The sequence below is a fragment of the Pseudomonas fluorescens genome (assembly GCF_902497875.1).
GTDB lineage: Bacteria > Pseudomonadota > Gammaproteobacteria > Pseudomonadales > Pseudomonadaceae > Aquipseudomonas > Aquipseudomonas fluorescens_BR.
Map to the genome: position 1 here is coordinate 1 of NZ_CABVHY010000053.1, position 23,111 is coordinate 23,111.

Genomic DNA, 23,111 nt, shown 5'->3' on the forward strand with positions numbered 1-23,111 from the left:
CCCCTGCAGCGCCGGACATTTCATCGCCACGGTCGGTGCCTGCTGGATCAACTGTTCAGTGATCCAGCCCAGCCATGCACCCGATTTATTGATCCGTTTGAGCAGGCCAACGTCCGATAGCTCCACCCAGTCCCCAGCGCGCGCGCGTTCCACCGTTTCGACCATCGAGCAATCAGCGCTCAGATACATCAATAACGTGCGCAATAAACTCTCCGGGCCGCTGAAGCGGCGACCGAACTTCAGCGCTCCCAGCTCTTTTGCCTTGGCTTCCCATCCCTGCGGCAATAGCGCCAACAGCTTCGGCCAATCTTCATCCAGTCTTTGTGTCACGCTTGCTTTCCCTGCTGCTCACTTTGCTTGGTGAATCAGATTCTACTATCTCTTGAGATTTGGTTAGCGCCTATGTGGGTACGCCCATCGCGTTGTCGTTGGGTGTGCCGATGGGAACCTGGCTGGGTGGATTCATGGGCTGGCGCATGGCCTTTGGATTGATGTCCGGCATGACCCTGGTATTGATCGTTTGGGTGCTGATCAAAGTGCCGGATTACCCAGGCCAATCATCCTCACAGCGCATGCCGTTACGTCTGGTGTTTTTCACCCCAGGCGTCCGCTCGGTATTGGCTGTCGTCTTCACCTGGATGCTGGCCCACAACATTCTTTACACCTATGTCGCGCCCTTCGTTTCCAAGGCTGGGCTGAACAGTGACGTCGATTTGGTATTGCTCACATTTGGTGTCGCGGCGCTTGCCAGCATCTGGCTCACGGGCCGACTGGTTGACCGGCACCTGCGAACAACCGTGCTGGCCAGCCTTGCAACATTCGCAGCGGTTTCGATTTTCATCGGAGTGTTCTCAGGCTCCGCCGCGGCCATTTACGTGGGTGTCTTCATTTGGGGGCTGACCTTTGGTGGCGCGGCCACCCTGCTGCAAACAGCACTCGCCGACGCCGCAGGTAAGGGCTCTGACGTTGCGCTCTCCATGAACGTAGTGGTCTGGAACAGCGCAATTGCCGGCGGTGGACTGCTGGGTGGCGTGTTACTCGGCCAATGGGGAACGAGTGCATTTCCGGGCGTGTTGCTGGCGTTGCTATTGATCAGCCTGGCCATTGCATTTCGGGCACGGGCGCATGGTTTTCCGCAAGGTCAACGGCACACCACCCAGGCGATCCACAGTCATTGATCGGGGGATAGCACGCCTTCGCATGGTCGTAATTTTCAGTCATAACTTGATGGATAAATAAAATGAAAAAGCGCATTAGATTGGCCCTCGCCGCAGTCGCAATCACCCTGGCTTTGCCATGCTTGGCTCAAGCGGCAGAGTTTCCTGTTCCAGCGGGATTCAAGAGTGAATTCAAAACCATAGACGGCGTCAGGCTCCACTATGTGAAGGGCGGTTCCGGGCCTTTGGTTTACCTGGTCCACGGATTTGGTCAAGCCTGGTATGAGTGGCACAGCTTGATGCCCGAACTCGCGAAGACTCACACCGTAGTTGCGGTGGATTTACCGGGCCTGGGCGAGTCGGAACCGCCCAAGACCAGTTACACCGGCACTGACGTCTCGAAATATCTGTTCGCCCTCGCGACACAGCTAAGCGGCAATCAGCCGTTTGATCTGGTTGCGCATGACATCGGTATCTGGAACACCTATCCAATGGCAGTAACGCACCAAAGCCAGATAAGGAAACTGGTGTACATGGAGGCACCGATTCCCGACAAGCGCATGTACGATTTCCCGGCATTCTCACCACAGGGTGAGTCACTGGTCTGGCATTTCAGCTTCTTTGCCGCTGGCAACCAATTGGCCGAAAAGTTGATCACAGGGCATGAAAAGTTTTTCCTCTCGCACTTCATCAAAGAACACGCGACCAACAAGGATGCCTTTACGCCTAAGCTGCTCGATCTTTACGCCAAGTCATACGCCAAGCCCCATACGCTGAACGCGTCGTTCGAATACTACCGAGCGCTTAATCAATCGATCACTGAAAACGTCGAGCTGTCGAAGATTTCCTTGAACATGCCCGTGCTGGCAATCGGCGGTGGAGGGCACGGCGGAATGGGGCAATTTCAAGTGGATCAGATGAAACAGTACGCGACCAATGTACAAGGCCAAGTCTTGCCCAATTGTGGGCACTGGTTGCCGGAGGAGTGCTCCGCTGAATTGAATCCTCTGGTGGTCAAATTCTTGAATAACTGACGGATGCTCTTGATGCGTAAGGTGGCTGCTATTTGAGGCGCGGCAGCCACCGGTGTGAACCGTGGTCGGGGCTTGGCAAATGTCCGCTTTTGGCCGATTGCTGCCTATCGCGACCGGCTGAAAACGACCCGAAGCGGCCTTTCCCGTTGAAGGCTAGCAGTCGACTCAGTGTGCTAGGTTCGTGATTTTATGAATGGGGTGGTTAGGCTGAAGCACAGCAGCCTCTCTGTGAAGGCCAGAACACTGATGGACGTTTCGCTTGATCCATGTGTAACGGCGTTTCCTAGCAGGTTTGATTTTTCTTTTGAGCGAGATGGTAGGAATTTGTCCAGATGGTGTCGGACTAGGCTGTTCAACGCCATGGCGCAGTAGTGAATATCTAAGGCAACTGCGCCGTCACCGGCGATACATTGAGTCAGCGCGGAAAAAAATGGTCACCTTCCGACAAGAGAAAGCGACCTCTCTCCTGTCGGTCCCAGCCATACATTTGAGTTTTTCCGCGCTCGGCACAACTGTGCCCGAATGAGCACGCCCTGTAATTTACGATGGTGGTGGGATTACTTTTCGACCAGTATTTTCGGGTTGGCACTGCCCCAGACGGTGTAAAGGTCGGCCAGAAGCGCGCCGTTGATCTCTTCGACTTCAGCCTGGCTAACTTCGCTTGCGCCTTGCTTGCCAAACAGCACCACTTCATCACCTGCCTTGACGTCGGGTGCATCCGAGACATCGACCATCACGGTGTTCATCGAAACCTTGCCCACCACCGGCACGCGATGACCATTGATCAATACTACGCCTTTATTGGTGAACACGCGGCGATACCCATCGGAGTAACCGACCGTGATGTTGGCAAGTTTCGAGTCACGTGTCAGGGTGAAGGTGCGGTCGTAACCCACTGTGTTTCCAGCGGGATAGCTATTGACCGAGGCCACATGGGACTTGAATTGCATCACGCGCCGATATTCTGTGCGCGAAATGACGGTATCGCCAAACAACGCGCCGCCCGTGCGCACCATGTCCAGGCGCGATTCGGGTACTTCCAGGGTGGCGAAGGAGTTGGCCACGTGCAGGGTGATTTTCTTGCGATCGAGCTGGGCCACATCCATCAGCCAGGCCGCTTGTTCGTTGAAGGTTGCCAGGCCCTTGCGTACGTCGTCCTTATCCTCAACCGCGAAGTGGGTCATGATCGCGACCACTTCCAGATTCGGTACCTCTGTGATTGCCACGGCGTCTTTCTTGCCCTGTTCGGTGGCCATTTCCACGCCGTTACGGCTCATGCCGCTTGAGTTGAGGCCGATGTGCACCTGCAGTTTGCGACCGTGTTTATGTGCAAGATCGGCCGCCTGGCGGGCGAAATCGAGGTTGCCAACCAGTTCCTCGACATTGTACTGCAGAGCATTTTCCAGCTCACCCAGGGAGGCGGTGCGAACACGGATTAACTGGCCTTTAAAGCCGCTTTGGCGAACCACTCGCGCCTCTTCGTTACTGGCGACCGCCACACACGGTACACCCATCGCGATCACTGAAGGCATCACCAGCCCGATACCATGACCATAAGCGTCGGCCTTCAGTACCGCACAGAGTTTCGACTTGCCGGCCAGCTCCGCCTGCAGGGTACGGATATTGTGCTCTAACGCGGTCTTGTTGATTTCAATCCAGGCATTACTGATTTGTGCAGTCAGCTCGGAGGTACCGTTAGTGAGCGACAGCGGCGGCGCCGCCTGAGCTTGGCTCTGCAAAAAAATCAGGCCGAGCGACAACGCTAAAACAGTACGGGTAAAGGGCATTTGAAACACTCCGTGTAATCAGTCTTTTTGTTATTGGAGTGCCGATTATTGGAAGGCGATGTAAGTTTTCGTTGTATGCCGGGTTCGAAGATGTAAAAAGAAGTAAGGAATTTGTTCGCGCTCACCTTGGCCCTAAGCGATGGCAGCAGGAATGTGTGTTACCTGGATGTCTACCCTCTAAGCTTATTTCGAGTTACGACGCAGGCAATGGACCGAATCGCTTTTGGAGCTGCTGATCTTCATCGGAGTTAGGGTGTGAGATCGCGGATGACCGCTTCTGGCCGTTTTCTGCCTGTCACGAAGGGCCGCAACCCAAATCGGCCAATCAAGGTTGTCAAGCGGTTGGTGTATGGTTGCTGTGACTAGCGAACTCTTTGTATGAAGATCAAGCGCGTCTTTCCGAATATCGGTGAAGAGCTTTTTGTATTGGGAGCATAGATGGCGATCTAGACCACGGCCCCAAGCAAATGCCCCACCAGTGCGGTGACCCCCATGGCCAACGCGCCCCAGAAGGTTACTCTCCAGGCGCCGGTGATGACGCTGGCGCCGCCGGCTCTGGCAGCAATGGCGCCCAATGTCCCGAGAAACACCAATGACATGGCCGATATCCAGCGCACCGAGCTGTGCTCCGGTGCGAAAAACGTCACGGCTAGAGGCAATGCGGCGCCCACCACAAAACTGGCGGCCGAGGCCAGAGCGGCCTGCAAGGGTTTGGCGGTGAGGGTGTCGCTGATGCCCAGTTCGTCTCTGGCATGGGAGCCCAGCGCGTCGTGGGACATCAATTGGTCAGCCACCTGATGGGCCAGTTCCGGCGAGACGCCGCGATGCATGTAGATGTTGGCGAGCTCAAGGTGTTCTGCTTTCGGATCGCTCGCCAATTCTGCTCGTTCCCGGGACAGGTCGGCCCGCTCGGTGTCAGCCTGGGAGTGAACGGAAATGTACTCGCCTGCAGCCATGGACATGGCACCGGCCATCAGCCCTGCCATTCCTGTGACCAGCAAGGTGGCGTGGCTCGCATTGGCCGCAGCGACGCCAATCAGCAGACTGGCGGTGGAGACAATTCCGTCGTTGGCCCCTAAGACTGAGGCGCGGAGCCAGCCGATCCGATCGCTTCGGTGGTACTCGGTGTGCCTGTACATGAATTTCATTGTTTGATGAGACTCACTGTCGTCGGTGGTTAAGAGGTTCAGGTGGCTGGCAATTGGCGTGGACGCCTTTGAATCTGCGCCTGCAACTGGCCGCCGACAATGGATATTTCATTGAACTGTTCACCGTCGCGCAGCACGAACAAGGCATCCATCCCGCGTGTCTGTGCCAAACGGGGGCCTTCGGTTTCGCCCAATACCATCAGCGCCGTAGCCCAGGCATCGGCGAGCATGCACGAGGCCTCCACAACGGTGACGGCTGCGAGCGAGTTGCACAGGGGTGCGTCGGTGGCCGGGTTCATGGTGTGGGCATAAGACTGCCCCCTCACATCGACCCAGTGTCGGTAGTCGCCGGACGTGGCGATGGCGGCATCGCCGAGCTCCATTACACCCATGACTTTACGTGCGCCCCGGCAGGGTTTTTCAAGGGCCACGACCCAGGGTTGAGCATCCGGTTTGACGCCACGGGCGCGCATCTCGCCGTCGATGCCGACCAGGTAGCGAGTGATGCCAAAACCGTCCAGGCAGCGGGCCAGTTCGTCGACACCAAACCCTTTGGCGATGCCGTTCAAGTTGAGGTTCAGTGGCGCGCGTTTGCGCACCTGATTGCGTTTCTGGTCCACCACCAACGCCGCATTGGCAGACAGTCGGGCTCGCGGCGGCAGGGTGTCGACCGCCTGTTCGGTGATCGACTGCTCGCCGGGGCCGAAACCCCAGGCGTCCACCAGATCGCCAATGGCGATGTCGAAGGCGCCGTTGGATTGCTGACTGACCCTTAACGCGGCGGACAACACTGCGGTCAATTCCTTGGGCACCGACAGCCATTCTTGCTCCGGGGCGGCGTTGAGGCGGTTGAGGTCGGAATCGGGTTTCCAGGTCGACATTTGCTGGTCCACCCGACCCACGGTGCGTGCCAGGCTGTGGCTGATTTCGTCGGTGTCGATCCCGGCTGCGGCGTAGAACAGGGCGGTGTAGCGAGTGCCCATGGTCTCGCCGTTCAGGCTGTAGCGTTGTAAGTCAATAGACGTCTTCACGGTAGCGTCCTTGTGCCTTGAGGGTCAGCACGGTCAGGTTCAGAGGGGCGAGCACTTCATCCAGGGCCAGCATCACGCCTTTGGCCATTTCGCGACTGCCACACACCAGGATCTGGGCTCCCTTTTCGATCAACCGGCGCAAGGCCAGCGCATCGTTGATCAGCCGGTCCTGGACGTAGCTGCGGTCCTGAACCTGAGAGAAGGCGGCGCGCAATGCGGTAAGGCGTCGGTCCGCCAAGTACTGGCTGAGCTCCGATTCATAGAGGAAATCCGAGGCAGGGTTGCGTCCGCCCCAATATAAGTGCATCGGGTGGCGGGCCTTGTTGTTGCGGATAAACCCGGCCAGGGGACCAATGCCGGTGCCCGCGCCGATCAGGATCACCGGGTGCGCGCCTGACGCCGGACGAAATTGCGGGTTGGGCTGAATAAACGCTTCGATCTGCGAGCCAATGCTCAGACCATGAAGGAATTGCGAGCACACGCCACTTTCGTGTTTGCGTACACAGATCTCCAGCATGCCGTCCTGCGAACCGCTGGCCAGTGAGTAAAAACGTGGCGCCGGGCTGCCCGGGGGCACAATCCCTACCAGGTCACCGGCCTCAAAAAACGGCAGCGTGCCCGCCGCTCTGAAACGCAAAACGTGGGTCGGCGCATTCACTTGGTTGCCGTAGACGATGCGTTCGCTCAGCTCCAACCGATGAGTAGGTGGCTGCTTCGCGACATGCACCAGATTCAGGTCCTGTCCCAGCACTTCGCCCAATGCATGGCCCCACCGAGCAAATTCCTGAACGGACTGGCGGTTGATGGTTTCCAGTCCCAGTAACGCTGTGCCACCGGCCTGTGACATGGCGTCCTGCACCTGATGGGCGAACTGACAGAACTGCGGGAATTGCCGGTCACCGAAGCCCAGCACGGCAAACGGCTGTCCGGGTTTCAGGCCGACCCTGGACAATCGTGTCAGGAACTGCGAAGCCGAAGCCGGTGCATCGCCGTCACCATGAGTTGCTGTGAGGATAAACAGGCGCTCGGCTTTGAGGTAAACATCCGACCATTCATCCATGGACGCGCAGTGCACCTGATGGCCGGCCTGGCGCAAGGCGTCATGCAAGGTGTTGGCAAAGCCCCAGGTGCTGTTGTTTTCGCTCCCTACCAAAATCACGCTGTCGGCAGATCGTGCGGGGCTGTTGTGGCGGATCTTCGGTCCGGCCTTGCGGCGGCGCCACCACAGCAGGATACCGGTGACGCTCATCAACGGGACGCAGAGCGCACTAAGCCCGAGCGCCAGGCCCAGCCACCAGAGGCCTTCGCCAGTGTGCAATCGGTAGACCCATTCATAGACGTCGCGCATCGAATCGTGGGGCTGGTAGGACAGCAATGCCCCGCTGAACGGGTCCACGTAGCCTGCGCCCTGGGCCGTGCGCAGGGAAAACACGTCCTGCGGGTTGCCGGGGCTCGGGTAAACCAGCTCGCGCAGGTCACTCAGATCGGTGGCCTGCAAGGCGTGCAGATTGGCCACGGGCAAGGTTGGGCCGGCGCTGAGGTGAGTGGGGAAGGCGGGTTCACTTTGAGTGCCGTCCGCGATCAAGCCGAAGGTGGTAGCGCACATGTAGAGGCCGGTCAACGCCGACAGCAGCAACCCGAGCAAAGCCATGCGCCCGGCTTCTGCATGCCAGCGCTGGCTGAAGGTGCCCCGCAATGGCTGCAGTAATTTACGCCATCCGCCCTGGCGCCGGGCCAGCAACAGCGTGCCTGACACCGACAGTATCAGCATCAACAGCGCACCGCCCCCCGAGACCCCGTGACCCGGTGCGCCAAGGAACAGTGAACGGTGCAGGTCCTTCATCCAACGCGAGAGCGCGGATGGTTCGTAAGACGCAAGACCTTGGCCGGTCAGCGGGTCGACCTTCTCGGCCCCGGCCTGGCCGTGCTGGTTGTAGTAGACGATGACGGTGCCGGATGCTGTGCGCTGGATCTGTTCGACGCCCGGGAAGTGATTGGCAACACGTCCGGCGAGTTGGCCGACGTTGAGTTGCCCGACAGCGACGGTCTTGTTGTGCAGGCGTTCCAGGGCGGGGTCGACCGACAGCACCGCGCCGCTGATGGCCAACAGCATGACTAACAGTGCCGCAATCAGACCGGGCAGTGAATGGAACTGGCGAAGCATGTTCAGCCTCCAGAAATACCAGGTGCTACAGATCGTAAGTAAAGGTGTCGACGTAGGCACTGCCGGTCGCTGGTTTGCCAGCGCCTTTGGAAGTCAGGGGCACGCTGACATCGGCCCGGGCGTCACGTTTGTCCTCGACGGCGCTGTCGATGCGGATCTGATACCCGGCATCGATCAGGGTGTCTGCCAGCTCGACACTGACTTTGAGCGTACGTCCACTGCCAACACTGGCGCCGCTGATGCCGTCAAACTCGCTCGGTTTCAGCCCGCTGCCACGGGCCCAATCGGTCAGGTGCTTGTAGTACTTGGCCTTTTTGCCCGCCACCCAGAGGGTTTTCTGATAATGGCCGGTGGCGTCGGTGACATAGATCGCCAAATAGGCATCGTTGCCGCCGTAGTCCTTGAGCTGGGTGGTTAGGGTCACTTCACGAGCCTGGGCCAGCCCTGGCAGGGCAATAGCGCCGGCGAGGCAGGTTGCTGCGATGAGCTTTTTCATGGGGACGTCCTATTAATGGTTAGGTGAAAGCCTGGACTTGCTTCCTGACAACAACCTGAAGCGCAGGAAAACTCAGCGGCAGGTGAGGCGTCATTCGGGGAGCGGGCTGCCGAGGTAGTCCGTGACGTCGCCGTCGCCGTCGTCGCGGAAATGGATCTCCAGTGCGCGCAGGCGCAGCGATGCCGGCGAGTAACTGGCTTCGATGGCATTTCCCTTGCGATCCAGCCCTTTGAGCTCGTAACAACCGTCGTCGACCTTGATGCGCTGCACGCTCCAGCCATATTGCAGCTCCACCAGATGACGCAAGGTGTCGCGCGGCCGCCAGTCGCTCACCGGGTCACTGCAGTTGTCATCGGCCAGGGCGTAACCGCTGAGCAGGAGACTCAACAGAGTGGTACTGGCAATAAAACCTGATTTCATGATCTGTCTCCCGCCGAGGGTGGCGTCTGTGGCATACCCTAAGGTGCATTCCTGACAACCACCTGAATCTTCAGATTCACGTCAGGTGAGGCGATTAAGGTGCTGCACGAGAACCATCACAGGAGATGCCAGATGCGGGTTTTATTGGTCGAGGACGCACCAGGATTGGGGGAGGCCGTACGTGAACAGATCGCCGATGACGGCCACGCCGTCGATTGGGTGCAACGGCTGGACCATGCGCGCAACAGCGTGCGTACCACGCCGTACGACCTGATCCTGCTGGACCTGATGCTGCCGGACGGGCGCGGGCTGGACTTCTTGCGTCAGCAACGTTCGGCTGGGGACGTGACCCCTGTGATCATCCTGACGGCCCAGGACCAGATCTCTGATCGGATCGCCGGCCTCAATGCCGGGGCCGACGACTACCTGGTCAAACCATTCGACCTGTTTGAACTGTCGGCCCGTGTGGCCGCGGTGGCTCGACGTTACAGCGGCAACCCCAACCCACAGATCAAACTGGGTGAACTGCAAGTCGACATGAGCGCTAGCACGGTTAAGCGTGCTGGCACCACTGTGGACCTGACGGCCCGCGAGTGGGCGCTGTTCGAAGCGTTTCTCCAGCGTCCCGCGGCACTGCTGTCGAAGTCCCAGCTCGAAGAACGGCTGTATGCCTTCGGTGCCGAAATCGAGAGCAACACCATCGAGGTATACATCAGCCGCCTGCGCAAAAAACTGGGGCGGGACCTGATTGAAACGGTGCGCGGCATGGGTTACCGGTTGATGTCCGCATGAAGCCGTCTTCGAGCCTGCAAAAACGTCTCGGCCTGGGGTTGACCCTGGGCATGACCTTACTGTGGCTGGGGGCGACGGTCGGCGCCTGGCTAGTGGTGCAACATGAGTTGAACGAGGCGTTCGACAGCGCACTGGAAGAAACTGCGCAACGCATCCTGCCTCTGGCCGTACTGGAAATTAGCAACAGGGAAGAACCCAGTGAGGCACAACACGTCGCTACCCTGAAAATGCACAAGGAGTATCTGACGTACCTGGTGCGCGATGCCAAGGGCGAGATTCTGATGCAATCCCACGACGCCAACCCGGAGATCTTCAATCGACAACCGACTGAAGGTTTTTCCACTTCTGAAAAGTACCGCTTGTACGGCGCCAGTGCGTTGCGCGAGACGCTGTTCATCGAAATCGCCGAGCCGCTGGATCATCGCCGTGAAGCAGCGCGGGAGGCTTTGTTTGCCTTGTTGTTGCCTTTATTGGCGTTGATTCCTATCAGCCTGTTGGGCACCTGGTTATTTGTGCGTATCAGCCTGCGCAGCGTGTTGGCTTACCGTCGTGCTATTGAAGCGCGCGGTGTGGGTGATCTGTCGCCGATCAAAGTGGCGCGCCTGCCGGCAGAAATCGATCCGTTGGCTGAGGCGGTCAACCACCTGCTGGAGCGCTTACGCAAGGCCCTTGAGGCCGAGCGCAGCTTTACCGCCAACAGCGCCCATGAACTGCGCACACCACTGGCCTCGACCCTGGCGCAGATCCAGCGGTTACATCACGAAGCGCCCGAAGGTCCGCTACGAGTGCGTGCGGCGAAGATCGAAAACGCGTTGCGCGAGCTCTCACGACTTTCGGAAAAACTCATGCAACTGGCCAAAGCCGAGGGCGGCGGGCTGTTCTCCGAAACGCCGCAAGACCTGATTCCGTTGCTGGCCCACGGGGTGGATGAGTGGAACCAACGCAGCGGGCAGCGCATTGAGTTGCAGCTGCCAAGCCAGGCCAGCGTGTACTCGACCATTGACCCGGACGCCTTCGGCATCCTGTTGCGCAACCTGATTGAGAATGCGCTGAAGTATGGTGCAACGGATCAACCGATCGAAGTCAGCCTCACCGAACAGGCACAGCTACGGGTGGTCAATAGCGGCCCGGCGGTGCCGCAGTCGGTATTACAGCACCTGACCGAGCGCTTTGTGCGCGGTCACAGTGAAATCAGCGGTTCAGGACTGGGCTTGGCGATTGCTAAAACCATAGTGCAGGGGGTCAACGCGAGAATGAAATTGTTCTCCCCGGCAACAGGTCGAAAAGAGGGATTCGAAGTCTGCGTCTGGTTACCGCTTGCCCCCATCATAAAAGACTGAGGGGCTCGCCAACGTTCCTTTTTCGATGTGAATTTTGCAGCCCTTATCTGGGGCAGAATGGTGTTCAACGCACAGAATGCCGACGGTTTTGTTCTAAAGCAGTGAGGGCGATCGAAAAATACGCTGTCTAATGCATTTAAGGACAATTTGCCTGAGTTGTGAATGTGATCGAACAGGTTCAATACAGTGACTGCTTTTGGCCGTTTTCTGCCTGTCACGACTGACGGAAATCGACCCAATATGCCGGTCGTGGGCTCTACGAAACCATGGACGAATTAGGTCTCGCCCTACCCTGACGCGAAGCGTCAGCAGAGCCTAGTGTGATGTCTAACAACTTCGATGCCATTCGCATGGGAGTGGTATTGGGTTGATCCGGGCCATGATCGGGTGCCTGGATGGTTACGGCTACGAGTGCTATGGCTTGAAGGGGGCGCCCCACGACATCGATTTTATATGTCGTTCTCTATTCCCGGCTCACATCGAGCTATACGTAATCTCCAAGAAGTGCTGGCGGGCAGCCCATTCGTTGCGATGTGGCCCTGCTGGCGTCAAGCAGCTCACGTACATAGGAAGCTTTGAGGTCTTCCTGAAAGCGAAAACATGGGAACGACACGCTCATTCCGGCAATCACCACGCCCATCCGGTTGAACACCGGAACGGACAGGCAGCGCATGTTTGCTTCGAACTCCTCGCGATCCTCGCCATAACCATTTGCGCGAATCTGCGCCAGCTCCTTCAGGTAAGTCTCGATATTCGGAAGAGTATTGGAGGTACGCGGCTGGAAAGTTTCGCCTTCCAGATGCTTGAGCACCTCGCTCTCTTCGAGCCAGGCCATGAGGACCTTCCCAATGCCGGTGCAATAGAGCGGTGCGCGCAACCCGATCCGTGAATACATCCGCAGGTTGTAGCTCGAGTCAAGCTTGTGAACGTAGACGATGTTGCCTGCGTCGAGAATACCCAAGTGCACGCTCTCTCCGGTGAGCGCATTGATATGACGCATAGCCGGATCCGCCTCGCGCACCAGGTCGAGCTGCGGCAGTGACTTGGCACCCAGCTCGAACAGACGGACGCTTAAGCGGTAGCGATCATCCTCATCCTGGATCACATAACCAAGACCCTTGAGCGTTTGCAGGAAGCGATAAACGGTGCTCTTGGACATATCGAGTTTTTGGGCGATCTCCGAGACGCCGCAATCACGCTCGACCTCACCCAAGGCATCGAGAATGGCCATGGTGCGCATGACCCCGGTGACTGACTCGCTATTGTTGTTGGTGGCTCGATCCATCTCTGTTCCCCAGTGAAAATCGACTCCAGTATAACCCCTAATTTTTATGAAACGGCGTTTCATTTTATCTTGACCCGGTGCAGGTCAGGGATTAGATTGGCCTGAAGTGACGCAGTCACAGCGACTTTGTCAGATAACAACAATAAAGAGAGGACGGACGATGAAACTAGTAATCGCGGGTTTTGTGACAGCATGTCTTATTGCGGTCAATGCCATTCCTGTCGCCAGCGCGGCACCGCTCAGCATCAAAGTTGCCTACGAGAACAACCCGGGGGAACCACTGGATAAGGTGATGCACTACTGGGCCGACTTGCTGAAAGAGCAAAGTAAAGACCAGATCACATTAGAGCTGTACCCAAGTTCGCGCCTGGGCTCGAAAAAAGATGTGACGGAGCAGGCGATGATGGGGATGAATGTCATCTCGCTTAGCGATGTCGGTTTCCTGACTGATTTCGACCCTGACCTGGGCATCCTCTTTGGCCCCTACCTGACAGACGATCCAGAGCAACTGTTCAAAATCTATCAAAGCGACTGGTTCAAGGAGAAGGATCAGGCATTGCGCAAGAAAGGCATCCATATCGTCATGAGCAACTATTTGTACGGTGTGCGTCAAATTCTTGCGAAAAAGCCCATCAGAACTCCGGCCGATATGGAAGGATTGAAGATTCGCGTACCGAATAACCCGATGCAGGTCAGCGCCATTCAGGCCATGGGGGCAACGCCCACTCCGATGCCGTTGGGCGAGGTCTATCCAGCGCTGACGCAGGGTGTGATTGATGGTGTGGAAAACCCGGTCTCCGTGCTCTACGGGCAAAAGCTGTTCGAACAAGCCAAATACCTGAGCATGGTCAACTACCTGACCAACGTTTCACTGTTTATCGGTGGCGAAGCGTTCTTCAGTACCTTGTCTGAGGAGCAACTGAAGCTGATTCATGACACCGCCTATCAGGCCGGCCTCTACAGTCAGAAGGTCACCAGCGACGCCGATCAACAGATGGTCGAGAAGATGAAGCAACAGGGCGTCGAGGTCATCTACCCCGACACCGCGCCATTCAAAAAAGCCTCTGCAGCGGTCTACACCCAGTATCCGCAATGGACACCTGGGTTGTATGTCCAAATCCAGAAAGAACTCGCCGAATAAGCCTCTGCGCAAGCTCGATGCATCGGTATTTGTCACAGAGATTAAATAATGAAAATAGCAAAGTTCTGGGACTACGCGGCGGCCTGCATTCTGCTCACGCTGGTGGTGATCACCATTACGGCTGTCACAATGCGCTACTTTTTTGGCAGCCCCTTACAGTGGACAGAAGAAGTCTCCGGGCTGCTCATGGTGTGGATCGTGATGATCGGCGGTGTCGCCGCAGAGCGGGACAAAGAGCATCTGAGCATTCCTCTGTTACTGGATTGCCTGCCGAAAAAGGCAAGTAACCTGATCAATTTTCTGGTCTGCGCAGTATCCATTGCGGGCTTGCTTTACATGGCCTTCCTCGCCTACCAGTTGGCAATGATGGCGCAGTTCAAGCGCACGCAGATCCTGCAAGTATCCTGGTTCTGGATTGATATTGCGGTGACCGTCGGTGCCGTCGGTATTGCCGGCTATCTAACTTTCAGCCTGATCGACTATGCCCGTGATTTCATGCGTAAAGAGCAGCCGCAAACCACACCTCTATCGTCGGATAGCCAGGAGAGCAAAGTATGAATATGGCAATTCTCGCGGTGGTGATGATCGGTTTGTTCGCCGTCAACATGCGTCTGTTCCTGGCACTGTTTATTGCTGCATTGTTTTATTTCGTGTTCTTCGCTTCGATACCCATTCCAATCTCGGTGCAGCAGTTTATTGGCCCGAGCCAGAACAGCTCGCTGTTGGCGATCCCCTTCTTCATCCTGCTTGGCACTTTGATGAGTCACACCGGTATTGCCGAGCGCATGCTCAAGGTGGCTGATCTGCTGGTTGGTAAACTCACCGGGGGCATGGCCTTGGCCAACATTATGCTGAGCACCCTGATGGGGGGCATTTCCGCCTCCAACCTCGCCGATGCGTCCATGCTTAGCCGCATGATGGTTCCGGAGATGGAAAAGAAAGGTTATAGCCGAGCGTTTGCGGCTGCGGTTACCGCGAGCGGTTCATTGGTCACGCCGATCATCCCGCCCGGCATAGCGCTGATCATCTACGGGCTGGTGGCTAACGTTTCGATTGGCCAGATGTTCGTCGCCGGGATACTCCCGGGTCTGCTCTGCGCAGGGCTGCTGATGGTGGCCGCCTACGTCGTGTGCAAGCGTCGCGGCTATGCACCTTCACGGCAAAACTGGCCTGACCGCAAGGAAGTTGGCAGTGTCATGGCCGGCGCCTGGCCGGCACTGATTCTTATCGTTGCCATTATCGGTGGCATTCGCTTCAATGTATTCACGCCAACCGAAGCCGGCGCATTCGCCGTGGCCATTGTGTTGATCATTGGCTTCTTCATCTATCGCCAGTTGAAAACCAGTCATGTTGTTCAAGCGCTGGTTGAAACAGCTAAATCAACTTCAGCGGTGATGCTGGTAATCATGGCCAGTTCAGCGATTGCCTGGGTCTTCTCGCTGGAACATGCCGGTGAGCAGTTAGCTCAGTTCGTTACCGGCTTGACCTCGAACAAATACGCGTTCCTGATAGCTATCAATATTCTGCTGTTGCTGCTGGGCATGTTGATTGAAGGCACCGCCATCATGATTATCCTAGTGCCACTGCTGATGCCTGCTGTTCATCAACTGGGCATTGATCCGGTGCACTTCGGTATTGTCATGATTCTCAATCTGGCGATCGGCACACTCACACCGCCCGTCGGCACGGTCATGTTGCTGGTCTGCAACATCACCAAAGTCCGTGTCGTTGACTTTATCAAAGAGTCCGGCTTGTTATTCCTCGCTCTGCTCGTGGGCTTGGTGCTGGTCACGTTTATTCCGGCTATTTCCACTGCGCTTGTCTAGTCGTACTGGTCGCTAGGCGACAACCACCGCAGTGGCAGCGCTTTTATTCTGGAGAGAAACATGCTGACTGTAACTTGTGAAAAACCCGGAGTTCTGATATCCCAGGACCGTCCGGTGCCCGTGCGCGCGGCAGGCGAGACATTGATTAGAATCAAGCGCGTGGGTGTTTGTGGTACTGACCTGCATATCTTCAGCGGTAATCAGCCGTTTCTCGAATACCCACGAGTCATGGGCCACGAGTTCTCCGGCGTCGTTGCCGAAACCGATGGGGCCAGTGGCTTGGCAGTCGGTGATGCGGTTTATGTCATGCCTTATCTGTCTTTCGGCAGCTGCGTGGCCTGCCGCCAGGGAAAGACCAATTGCTGCACGCGCATCCAGGTGCTGGGGGTTCATTGCGATGGCGCCTTTACTGAGTTGCTGAGCCTGCCGCACCAGTTTGTGCACAAGGCGCAAGGCATCACACTCGACCAGGCGGCGATGGTTGAATTCCTCTCGATCGGTGCGCACGGCGTGCGCCGCTCTGAGGTCAAGGCAGGCCAGCAAGCGCTGGTGGTCGGCACGGGACCTATCGGTATGGCCGCCGCTATTTTTGCCAAGCTGCGCGGCGCTGTGGTCACTGTGCTCGATACCCGTGACGACCGTCTGAAATTCTGCCTTGAGCAGCTCAAAGTCGATGCGGCGGTAAAGATCGGCGATAGCGACAAGCAGCAGCTCAGCGATCTCACCCAAGGTGACTTTTTCGACGTGGTTTTCGATGCCACCGGCAATTCGAAAGCCATGGAGCGTGGTTTTGAATTCATCGCGCACGGCGGCAAGTACGTGCTGATTTCCGTGGTGCGCGATTCCATCACCTTTTCCGATCCCGAGTTTCACAAGCGTGAGGCCAGCCTTCTCGGTAGCCGCAATGCGACCGCCGAGGACTTCCAGTATGTCGAGCAGTGTCTGCGTGACGGCTTGATTCCGGATGCCGCGCTCAACACCCATCGCATGGCGCTGGGTGATGTTGCCGAAAAGTTTTCAACGTTACTCGATCCAAATCAGGCCGTCGTCAAGGCCATCGTCGAGTGCTAGGAGTCCAGTAATGGAGCAGCCCCGTTTTGCCCCCATCGTGCAGTTTGGCACCAGCCGTTTTTTGCAGGCGCATGTCGACCTCTTCGTCTCGCAGGCGCTGGAGCAGGGAGCCGCCATCGGCAAAATTGCCGTGGTCCAGACCACTGACAGCCCGGGCAGCACCGCGCGGATCAAGGCACTAGCCTCAGGCGATCCTTACCCGGTGCGTATCCAGGGGCTGCAGGAGGGGCTGCCCGTCGACATCCTGTGCTGGTCGTCGTCCGTTCAGCAGGCTGTTCATGCCGCCAGCCAGTGGTCACTGCTGCGGCAGGCCTTCGTTCGCGATATTCAGGTGGTCATCTCCAACACGGGTGACCAAGGTTATTGCCTGGATGACGCGGACAATGCCCACTTGCTCGCTTCGGATGCCCGCGCGCCCATCAGTTTTCCAGCAAAACTGCTGGTGTTGCTACACGGTCGCTGGCAGGCCAACCCGGACGAGCCGGTCTCACTGTTCCCTTGTGAGCTGGTGGCGCGCAATGGCGATATATTGCGCAATATTGTGGTTGAGCTTGCCGTGGCATGGAGGCTGGATGAGGCCTTTTGCGACTACCTCAGGGGCCAGTGCCGCTGGGCCAACTCGCTGGTTGACCGGATCGTCTCGCAGGCGCTCGAGCCAGTGGGCGCAGTGGCCGAACCCTATGCCCTGTGGGCCATAGAACAGCAGCCGGGGTTGACCCTGCCGTGTACGCACCCGGCCATCGTGATTACCGATGACCTCGACCACCACGAGCGGCTCAAGCTGTTCATCCTCAACGCGGGCCACACCTACCTGGCGGAGCGCTGGTTGCTGGACAAGCGCGACGCCGATGAAACCGTGTATCAGGCAATGAACGCCACGGCATTGCGTAAGGATCTGGAAGCCATGTGGCGTGAGGAAGTGCTGCCAGTGTTTGCCGCCCTCGGCCAGATGAGCAGCGCTCAGGCCTATCTGGAGACGGTCCGGGATCGCTTTCTCAACCCGTTCCTCAACCACCGTATCGCCGATATCGCCGGTAATCACTCGATGAAAAAGCTTCGCCGCATGCAGCCTATCGTCGAACTTGCCGGGCAGCATCTGGCTGACCTGGCACAACCCAAGCTCAAGGCGGCTCTTGCGAGTGACTGCTGACCATCCTGTACCCCTCGCTTAGGAGCGCGTATGACTGAGCAAAGCCAATTACTCTTGGTGTTAGCCTCTGGTGACGATGTAGCCGTGGCTCGTCGTGATATCGCCAAAGGCAGCGAAGTGGCATTCGAAGGCGGCCGGTTGCTTGCCCGCGATGACATCCCCTCGGGCCACAAAATCGCCCTGAAAGCCGTCGCGCCAGGCGCACCCGTTATCAAATACGGCCAGGTGATTGGCCAGGCAGTGTGTCCGATCGCGCCGGGAGATCACGTCCATGTCCATAACCTGGACATGCCAACCGCCAGTTCCGGCTACAGCCTGCAGAACAGCTATGTGGCGAGCACTAGCGCCGCACCAAGGGTCCACTTTGAAGGGTTCGCCCGGGCAGACGGACGCGTTGGCACGCGCAATTACATCGGCATTATCGCCAGCGTCAATTGCTCGGCCACGGTGTGCAAGCACATCGCTGACGCTTTCCGCGATGATCTGCTACAGGCCTATCCGAACGTCGACGGCGTGGTCGCCATTACCCATGGCAGTGGTTGCGGCATGGGCGCCAAAGGCGATGGCATGGACATTCTCAAGCGTACGCTGGCCGGTTACGCTAACCATGCCAACTTTGCCGGGATCTTGATGATCGGCCTTGGCTGTGAGGTCAATCAGTTGGTCCCGTTGCTGGGTGAATTGACCCCCCGGCCCGCAGAATTGATGGCCAGCCTGGTCATCCAGGATGCCGGTGGCACGCGTGATACGGTCAAACGCGGAATCGCTCTGGTCGAGCAGATGCTCCCCATCATCAATGCCGCGCAACGCACCCCAGTACCCGTCAGCCACCTGACCGTCGGGTTGCAATGCGGTGGATCGGACGGTTACTCGGGCATCAGTGCCAATCCTGCCCTGGGCGCGGCGGTCGATATCCTGGTCAGTCATGGCGGCACCGCCATCCTCTCAGAAACACCGGAAATCTATGGCGCGGAGCATTTGCTGACAGCACGTTCAGCCTCCCCGGAAGTTGCGGACAAGTTGATGCAACGTGTGCGCTGGTGGGAAGACTACGTCCGCCATAACGATGGCGACATGAACAACAACCCGTCACCGGGTAACAAGGCCGGCGGCATCACCACCATTCTTGAGAAGTCCCTGGGGGCCGTCGCGAAAGCCGGTACCAGCGGACTGATGGCCGTCTATCAATACGCTGAAACCGTCGATCACAACGGCCTGGTGTTCATGGACACGCCCGGCTATGACCCGGTGTCGGCCACAGGCCAGGTCGCCGGAGGCGCCAACCTCATCTGCTTCACCACGGGGCGCGGTTCGACCTACGGCTGCAAGCCGACGCCATCACTGAAAATCGCCACCAATACTCGCCTGTTCGACCACATGCGGCTGGATATGGATTTCAATGCCGGCGTGATTGTCGACGGTGAATCATCGGTTGCCGAAGCGGGCGCCCGACTGTTTGAACTGATGCTGGCGACCGCCAGCGGGCGCAAGACCTGCAGCGAAGAAAACGGGCTGGGCGATAACGAATTCCTCCCTTGGCAAATTGGCGCGGTAATGTGAGATGGAAATGACCACAGCAGTCGATGTCGTGACCTGCGGCGAGCCGATGGGCCTGTTTGCATCAGACCATGTCAGTAGCCTCAAGGATGCCGGGCGGTTTGTGCGCCTGCCTGCCGGCGCGGAACTCAACGTTGCCGTGGGTTTGTCGCGGCTGGGGCACAAGGTCGGCTTCATCAGCAACCTAGGCGATGACAGCCTCGGTCACTGGTTGCTCGACGTACTGGCAGGAGACGGTATCGACCATCGCTTCGTCACCCTCGATCCCAGGCATCCGACCGGCCTGATGTTCAAGTCACGACGCCAGGACGGTGGCGATCCGGATGTTGAGTACTATCGCAAGGGCTCTGCCGCGAGCGCCATGAGCGTCGAGCATTACCCGGCAGAGTACTGCAGGTCGGCCCGCCATCTGCACATCACCGGGATCAGCCCAGCACTGAGCCAGAGCATGCGCGACTTGATTTTCCACATGGCCAAGGATATGCGCGCTGCCGGTAGAACGGTGTCCTTCGACCCGAACTTGCGCAAGACGTTGTGGCGTTCCAATGAAGAGATGATCGACTGCCTCAACCAACTGGCGCAAAGCAGCGACTGGATCTTCCCTGGCTTGAGCGAGGGCCAGTTACTGACAGGGCTACAGGAACCTGGTGAAATCGCTGACTTTTACCTCGCCCGTGGTTGCTCGGTCGTCGTGGTCAAATTGGGCGCGCAGGGCGCCTACTACGCCACCCATGAAACACGCGGCTTTGTGGCCGGCGTGAGCGTGGAGCAAATTGTCGATACGGTTGGCGCAGGTGACGGTTTTGCTGCAGGAGTGGTCAGTGCCCTGCTCGAAGGCCTATCTGTTCAGGATGCAGCCAAGCGCGGCAACGCAATTGGCGCCCGCGTACTTGGTTTTCCTGGTGACAGCGATGGTCTGCCCACACGAACTCAATTGACCGAACTCCAAGACAGCCAGACAGATTAGCGATTGGGCGGGGCGAAACCATTTTGAGGGACAGCACTGAATGGCAGATTCTGGCCGGCTGCTACCGGTTGCGAAGGGCAGCAATCGATCCGAGACGGATTTCACCCCACACCGATACGCTGCCCAAAAGCTGCTACTTGTTTTGCGCGTTATGACATGCGCGATTCGCGTGTCGCGCTGCTCAAGCACTCGGCCGTTACACCGATGCGCGAGAACACCAGCCACACAAACAGCAGCACACTGCAGCCAATGAGGATTGATGCGGCGGCAATCAATGGTTCGACTGACGGGAAGCCCTTGAGGCGCAGCGTCAGTGCCCCGAGCATTACCGGGACGCCAACGTTGTAGGTCCAGAACTGTGCTGCGACAGCGCGCCCTTCGGTGATTGACGGGTGCACTGTGCCGATGAGTCCGAACAGTGCCATCGACACCCATCCCAACAGATTGACATGGGCATGTACCGCGAAGAGCGAGTGGTCGCCGGAAGCGCCCATCGCCACACCCAGCACCACGCCAATGGCAAAGTAGATGGCAGCGAGCCGAAACCAGGTCCGCGAACGGGGGTTGTGATTCATGGCATTCACCTCATGCGCCCTGAGGCGCGCTCAGTTGCTGAAAAATCGATGTGAAGTCGTTATGCCCGGCACGGCGGTCGTGCTGCGCACAGGGCCAGTGGCCTATCCCGTGACATCGTGTTCGATGGCGTCGACCCTGGTGTTCGATCCACCGTCGACAACGTCCCTGGACTTGAAATGGAAGCGACGGTCAATCATTCGATCGACCTGCCGTTGCTCTGGGGTGCTCATAATGGGCGACCTCTTGTGGGTTGGTTGCCATGTGTCTATTATGAGACTCAAGTCTCATTACAAGACGGAGTATCATTTATTCCATGTCGACCCCGAAGTCAAGCCCGTCTGTCCGTGATGGCGATCAGGGCCGCGCCAACCAGCGCCACCGAACACGCCAGGCGCTTATCGATGCCGCCGTCGCATTGCGGGACGAGGGCCATAACCCTACGGTTGCGCAAGTGGCCGAGCGCGCGATGGTGTCGCGCGCCACGGCGTATCGTTACTTTCCCTCGATTGAGGCGTTGATCAGCGAGACGGCGGCCGATCGTGACATGAAGCCGCTGGAGCGCATCTGGCGGCCGGGAGACGATCCGGTAAAGGGCATTGGGCTGGCGGCGAACGCGTTGAACAAACTCTTGATCGACGACGAGATCGGCCTGCACGTGATGGAACGTTCGTTCATGACGGTGTGGCTCGAAAACGAGTCCCACGAGCCCCTGCGGCCTGGCCGACGCATGAGCTACATTGAGCCGATTGTCGACTCGCTGAAGGACGTGCTCTCACCCCGGGCGCGCAAACGACTGAAGCAGGCGCTGTCGATCGTCATGGGCACCGAGGCGTTGATCGCCGTGCGCGATATCAGTCGGGCGAGCATCGAAGAATCACTCGACACCGCCGCCTGGGCGGCTCGGGCGCTCGTTCGTCAGGCACTGGCGGAGGATGAGCAAGCGCGACGAAAGCGCAACACGACTTTGCCGAAGGCACAGTAGAGGATCTACCGGTTCAGGTTGACCAAAGGCAGGCCTCGGCACTCGGTTTATCCCTATCAAGGACAGTCAGCCAATGCTTTTTTCCCTTGTAACAAACGGTGATCTGCTAGAGCCCAAGCAGCCTGAAGTAGTGGTTCCCTGGTGGAGCTTTACGAAGACTGTGTTGGCTGCGGCATCCTTGTCATTGGTGCGTGACGGTTTGGTTGGACTTGACGATGAAGTCCCTGAAGGCCCGTTCACGTTGCGTCAATTACTGCGGCATCAGGCTGGGCTGGCAGACTACGGCGAGCTGGCTGAATACCATGCCGCCGTTACCTGTGGTGAAACACCCTGGTCGGCTGATGAAATGTTGCAGCGCCTCGATGCCTCCAGGTTGCGTTATCCGCCCGGAACCCAGTGGCGATATTCCAATGTCGGCTACCTGTTCGTTGCGCAACTTCTGGAACGTTTGACCGGCCTTTCGCTTCAGGAGGCATTGAATCAACGTGTCCTGGCGCCTCTCGGCTTGTCGCATGTACGCCTGGCAACGTCACGCCATGATCTGCAGGGTGCATGCCTGGGAGTGGCGCCCGGTTATGACCCTCGGTGGGTCTATCACGGCTTGTTGGTCGGACCGCTCTCGGAAGCGGCCTTGTTGCTGGACCGGCTAATGAGCGGACCACTACTCCCGCATGTGTTGCTTCAGGAAATGCAAAGCACACTCGTCCTTGGGGGGCCGATTCCCGGTCGGCCCTGGACTGCACCCGGCTATGCCCTTGGCTTGATGATTGGCGCAGTGAACGGCGGCTTGACGCTTTGCGGACACACGGGAAGTGGGCCGGGCAGTACAGTCGCGATCTACCGCTGCGTTCACGGTGACAACACTGCAAGCTGTGCTGTGTTCAGCGAAAGCGACGATCAGGGCCATGTAGAAGCGCAAACCCTGAGCCACCTTTCGGTTGCCCTTGGTGCTTATTGTTCCAGCCCGGTATCGATGACATAGTTGTGAAATACTCTTCCAGCGACAACTTCCTGCCACCCGTGGGGAGTGCACACTGCCCATCGCCGGGCGCTTCGAACGCTATACCGGCGCGTTCGGCCAACGCAGAATTGCGCTGCGGCTGAACCCTGACCTCTGAGCAGGGGGCGTCCCGTCAATAGCAAGCAACGAGCGGGGATAGACGTATTTCATCGGATTTGGACAGTAT

The 23,111-nt window shown here is 58.0% G+C and carries 21 protein-coding genes and 2 pseudogenes; 13 read left to right on the plus strand and 10 right to left on the minus strand.

What is annotated here, in order from left to right:
• Window positions 1-330: pseudogene (locus tag F8N85_RS31860) on the minus strand (hypothetical protein); the annotation flags it as partial.
• A gap of 59 nt (window positions 331-389) precedes the next feature.
• Here F8N85_RS31860 and F8N85_RS31865 point away from each other — a divergent pair.
• Both F8N85_RS31865 and F8N85_RS31870 read left to right on the plus strand, forming a co-directional pair.
• Window positions 390-1,178: pseudogene (locus tag F8N85_RS31865) on the plus strand (MFS transporter); the annotation flags it as partial.
• 62 nt (window positions 1,179-1,240) lie between these two features.
• On the plus strand, window positions 1,241-2,191 hold the full coding sequence (locus F8N85_RS31870; protein ID WP_150807400.1) for an alpha/beta fold hydrolase: 951 nt from the start codon (window positions 1,241-1,243) through the stop codon (window positions 2,189-2,191).
• A 557-nt stretch (window positions 2,192-2,748) separates the two neighbouring features.
• Here the strand turns inward: F8N85_RS31870 and alr are convergent.
• From alr to F8N85_RS31900, 6 genes are all read right to left on the minus strand, one after another.
• Window positions 2,749-3,978: an alanine racemase gene (gene alr / locus F8N85_RS31875; protein WP_150807401.1), complete on the minus strand. Its 1,230-nt coding sequence runs from the start codon at window positions 3,976-3,978 to the stop codon at window positions 2,749-2,751.
• A 446-nt stretch (window positions 3,979-4,424) separates the two neighbouring features.
• Complete coding sequence (locus F8N85_RS31880; RefSeq protein ID WP_150807402.1) at window positions 4,425-5,126, minus strand: VIT family protein; 702 nt, start codon at window positions 5,124-5,126, stop codon at window positions 4,425-4,427.
• Window positions 5,127-5,164: 38 nt separating this feature from the next.
• On the minus strand, window positions 5,165-6,109 hold the full coding sequence (locus F8N85_RS31885) for an FAD:protein FMN transferase (protein WP_150807424.1): 945 nt from the start codon (window positions 6,107-6,109) through the stop codon (window positions 5,165-5,167).
• Between the two features lie 31 nt (window positions 6,110-6,140).
• Entirely contained in the window at window positions 6,141-8,321 is a 2,181-nt protein-coding gene (locus F8N85_RS31890) for a PepSY domain-containing protein (RefSeq protein WP_150807403.1), read from the minus strand.
• Between the two features lie 25 nt (window positions 8,322-8,346).
• Window positions 8,347-8,817, minus strand: a complete 471-nt coding sequence (locus F8N85_RS31895; RefSeq protein ID WP_150807404.1) for a DUF2271 domain-containing protein — start codon at window positions 8,815-8,817, stop codon at window positions 8,347-8,349.
• Window positions 8,818-8,907: 90 nt separating this feature from the next.
• Window positions 8,908-9,237 (minus strand): PepSY domain-containing protein, encoded by a 330-nt coding sequence (locus tag F8N85_RS31900; protein WP_150807405.1) that lies wholly within the window; start codon window positions 9,235-9,237, stop codon window positions 8,908-8,910.
• A gap of 132 nt (window positions 9,238-9,369) precedes the next feature.
• On the opposite strand from F8N85_RS31900, the gene F8N85_RS31905 reads away from it, so the two are divergent.
• Together F8N85_RS31905 and F8N85_RS31910 are read left to right on the plus strand one after the other, a co-directional pair.
• Window positions 9,370-10,029, plus strand: a complete 660-nt coding sequence (locus F8N85_RS31905; RefSeq protein WP_150807406.1) for a response regulator transcription factor — start codon at window positions 9,370-9,372, stop codon at window positions 10,027-10,029.
• The gene (locus tag F8N85_RS31910; RefSeq protein WP_150807407.1) at window positions 10,026-11,369 is read left to right on the plus strand and encodes a sensor histidine kinase; all 1,344 of its coding nucleotides are present in this window, start codon (window positions 10,026-10,028) and stop codon (window positions 11,367-11,369) included. The genes F8N85_RS31905 and F8N85_RS31910 overlap by 4 nt, the downstream gene beginning before the upstream one ends.
• A 484-nt stretch (window positions 11,370-11,853) precedes the next feature.
• Here F8N85_RS31910 and kdgR read toward each other — a convergent pair whose 3' ends face one another.
• Entirely contained in the window at window positions 11,854-12,654 is an 801-nt protein-coding gene (kdgR, locus tag F8N85_RS31915) for a DNA-binding transcriptional regulator KdgR (RefSeq protein WP_150807408.1), read from the minus strand.
• A gap of 160 nt (window positions 12,655-12,814) precedes the next feature.
• Here kdgR and F8N85_RS31920 point away from each other — a divergent pair, with 160 nt between their 5' ends.
• Genes F8N85_RS31920 through F8N85_RS31950 form a run of 7 tightly spaced genes read left to right on the plus strand, consistent with a single transcriptional unit; the run spans window position 12,815 to window position 20,366 of the window.
• Window positions 12,815-13,795, plus strand: a complete 981-nt coding sequence (locus F8N85_RS31920; protein ID WP_150807409.1) for a C4-dicarboxylate TRAP transporter substrate-binding protein — start codon at window positions 12,815-12,817, stop codon at window positions 13,793-13,795.
• 48 nt (window positions 13,796-13,843) lie between these two features.
• Entirely contained in the window at window positions 13,844-14,353 is a 510-nt protein-coding gene (locus F8N85_RS31925; RefSeq protein ID WP_150807410.1) for a TRAP transporter small permease, read from the plus strand.
• Between the two features lie 23 nt (window positions 14,354-14,376).
• Entirely contained in the window at window positions 14,377-15,621 is a 1,245-nt protein-coding gene (locus F8N85_RS31930; protein WP_224795791.1) for a TRAP transporter large permease, read from the plus strand.
• Window positions 15,622-15,681: 60 nt separating this feature from the next.
• Window positions 15,682-16,692 (plus strand): zinc-binding alcohol dehydrogenase family protein, encoded by a 1,011-nt coding sequence (locus F8N85_RS31935; protein ID WP_150807412.1) that lies wholly within the window; start codon window positions 15,682-15,684, stop codon window positions 16,690-16,692.
• Between the two features lie 10 nt (window positions 16,693-16,702).
• The gene (locus F8N85_RS31940; protein ID WP_150807413.1) at window positions 16,703-17,842 is read left to right on the plus strand and encodes a mannitol dehydrogenase family protein; all 1,140 of its coding nucleotides are present in this window, start codon (window positions 16,703-16,705) and stop codon (window positions 17,840-17,842) included.
• Between the two features lie 30 nt (window positions 17,843-17,872).
• The gene (locus F8N85_RS31945; RefSeq protein WP_150807414.1) at window positions 17,873-19,402 is read left to right on the plus strand and encodes a UxaA family hydrolase; all 1,530 of its coding nucleotides are present in this window, start codon (window positions 17,873-17,875) and stop codon (window positions 19,400-19,402) included.
• Between the two features lie 7 nt (window positions 19,403-19,409).
• Window positions 19,410-20,366, plus strand: a complete 957-nt coding sequence (locus F8N85_RS31950) for a sugar kinase (RefSeq protein WP_150807415.1) — start codon at window positions 19,410-19,412, stop codon at window positions 20,364-20,366.
• 149 nt (window positions 20,367-20,515) lie between these two features.
• Here F8N85_RS31950 and F8N85_RS31955 read toward each other — a convergent pair whose 3' ends face one another.
• On the minus strand, window positions 20,516-20,941 hold the full coding sequence (locus tag F8N85_RS31955) for a DUF2871 family protein (protein ID WP_150807416.1): 426 nt from the start codon (window positions 20,939-20,941) through the stop codon (window positions 20,516-20,518).
• Window positions 20,942-21,043: 102 nt separating this feature from the next.
• The gene (locus tag F8N85_RS35530) at window positions 21,044-21,172 is read right to left on the minus strand and encodes a hypothetical protein (protein WP_263596397.1); all 129 of its coding nucleotides are present in this window, start codon (window positions 21,170-21,172) and stop codon (window positions 21,044-21,046) included.
• 83 nt (window positions 21,173-21,255) lie between these two features.
• Between F8N85_RS35530 and F8N85_RS31960 the strand changes: the two genes are divergently transcribed.
• Both F8N85_RS31960 and F8N85_RS31965 read left to right on the plus strand, forming a co-directional pair.
• Window positions 21,256-21,924 carry a TetR/AcrR family transcriptional regulator gene (locus F8N85_RS31960; RefSeq protein WP_150807417.1) on the plus strand — a complete coding sequence of 223 codons (669 nt, stop codon included), beginning with the start codon at window positions 21,256-21,258 and terminating at the stop codon, window positions 21,922-21,924.
• Window positions 21,925-21,997: 73 nt separating this feature from the next.
• Window positions 21,998-22,906, plus strand: a complete 909-nt coding sequence (locus F8N85_RS31965; RefSeq protein WP_150807418.1) for a serine hydrolase domain-containing protein — start codon at window positions 21,998-22,000, stop codon at window positions 22,904-22,906.
• Window positions 22,907-23,111 lie beyond the last annotated feature (205 nt).

Bases quoted from the DNA above. Each gene is read 5' to 3' on its own strand.
- F8N85_RS31870 (WP_150807400.1), top strand. From the start codon at position 1,241: ATGAAAAAGCGCATTAGATTGGCCCTCGCCGCAGTCGCAATCACCCTG.
- alr (WP_150807401.1), bottom strand. From the start codon at position 3,978: ATGCCCTTTACCCGTACTGTTTTAGCGTTGTCGCTCGGCCTGATTTTT.
- F8N85_RS31880 (WP_150807402.1), bottom strand. From the start codon at position 5,126: ATGAAATTCATGTACAGGCACACCGAGTACCACCGAAGCGATCGGATC.
- F8N85_RS31885 (WP_150807424.1), bottom strand. From the start codon at position 6,109: ATGGGCACTCGCTACACCGCCCTGTTCTACGCCGCAGCCGGGATCGAC.
- F8N85_RS31890 (WP_150807403.1), bottom strand. From the start codon at position 8,321: ATGCTTCGCCAGTTCCATTCACTGCCCGGTCTGATTGCGGCACTGTTA.
- F8N85_RS31895 (WP_150807404.1), bottom strand. From the start codon at position 8,817: ATGAAAAAGCTCATCGCAGCAACCTGCCTCGCCGGCGCTATTGCCCTG.
- F8N85_RS31900 (WP_150807405.1), bottom strand. From the start codon at position 9,237: ATGAAATCAGGTTTTATTGCCAGTACCACTCTGTTGAGTCTCCTGCTC.
- F8N85_RS31905 (WP_150807406.1), top strand. From the start codon at position 9,370: ATGCGGGTTTTATTGGTCGAGGACGCACCAGGATTGGGGGAGGCCGTA.
- F8N85_RS31910 (WP_150807407.1), top strand. From the start codon at position 10,026: ATGAAGCCGTCTTCGAGCCTGCAAAAACGTCTCGGCCTGGGGTTGACC.
- kdgR (WP_150807408.1), bottom strand. From the start codon at position 12,654: ATGGATCGAGCCACCAACAACAATAGCGAGTCAGTCACCGGGGTCATG.
- F8N85_RS31920 (WP_150807409.1), top strand. From the start codon at position 12,815: ATGAAACTAGTAATCGCGGGTTTTGTGACAGCATGTCTTATTGCGGTC.
- F8N85_RS31925 (WP_150807410.1), top strand. From the start codon at position 13,844: ATGAAAATAGCAAAGTTCTGGGACTACGCGGCGGCCTGCATTCTGCTC.
- F8N85_RS31930 (WP_224795791.1), top strand. From the start codon at position 14,377: ATGATCGGTTTGTTCGCCGTCAACATGCGTCTGTTCCTGGCACTGTTT.
- F8N85_RS31935 (WP_150807412.1), top strand. From the start codon at position 15,682: ATGCTGACTGTAACTTGTGAAAAACCCGGAGTTCTGATATCCCAGGAC.
- F8N85_RS31940 (WP_150807413.1), top strand. From the start codon at position 16,703: ATGGAGCAGCCCCGTTTTGCCCCCATCGTGCAGTTTGGCACCAGCCGT.
- F8N85_RS31945 (WP_150807414.1), top strand. From the start codon at position 17,873: ATGACTGAGCAAAGCCAATTACTCTTGGTGTTAGCCTCTGGTGACGAT.
- F8N85_RS31950 (WP_150807415.1), top strand. From the start codon at position 19,410: ATGACCACAGCAGTCGATGTCGTGACCTGCGGCGAGCCGATGGGCCTG.
- F8N85_RS31955 (WP_150807416.1), bottom strand. From the start codon at position 20,941: ATGAATCACAACCCCCGTTCGCGGACCTGGTTTCGGCTCGCTGCCATC.
- F8N85_RS35530 (WP_263596397.1), bottom strand. From the start codon at position 21,172: ATGAGCACCCCAGAGCAACGGCAGGTCGATCGAATGATTGACCGTCGC.
- F8N85_RS31960 (WP_150807417.1), top strand. From the start codon at position 21,256: ATGTCGACCCCGAAGTCAAGCCCGTCTGTCCGTGATGGCGATCAGGGC.
- F8N85_RS31965 (WP_150807418.1), top strand. From the start codon at position 21,998: ATGCTTTTTTCCCTTGTAACAAACGGTGATCTGCTAGAGCCCAAGCAG.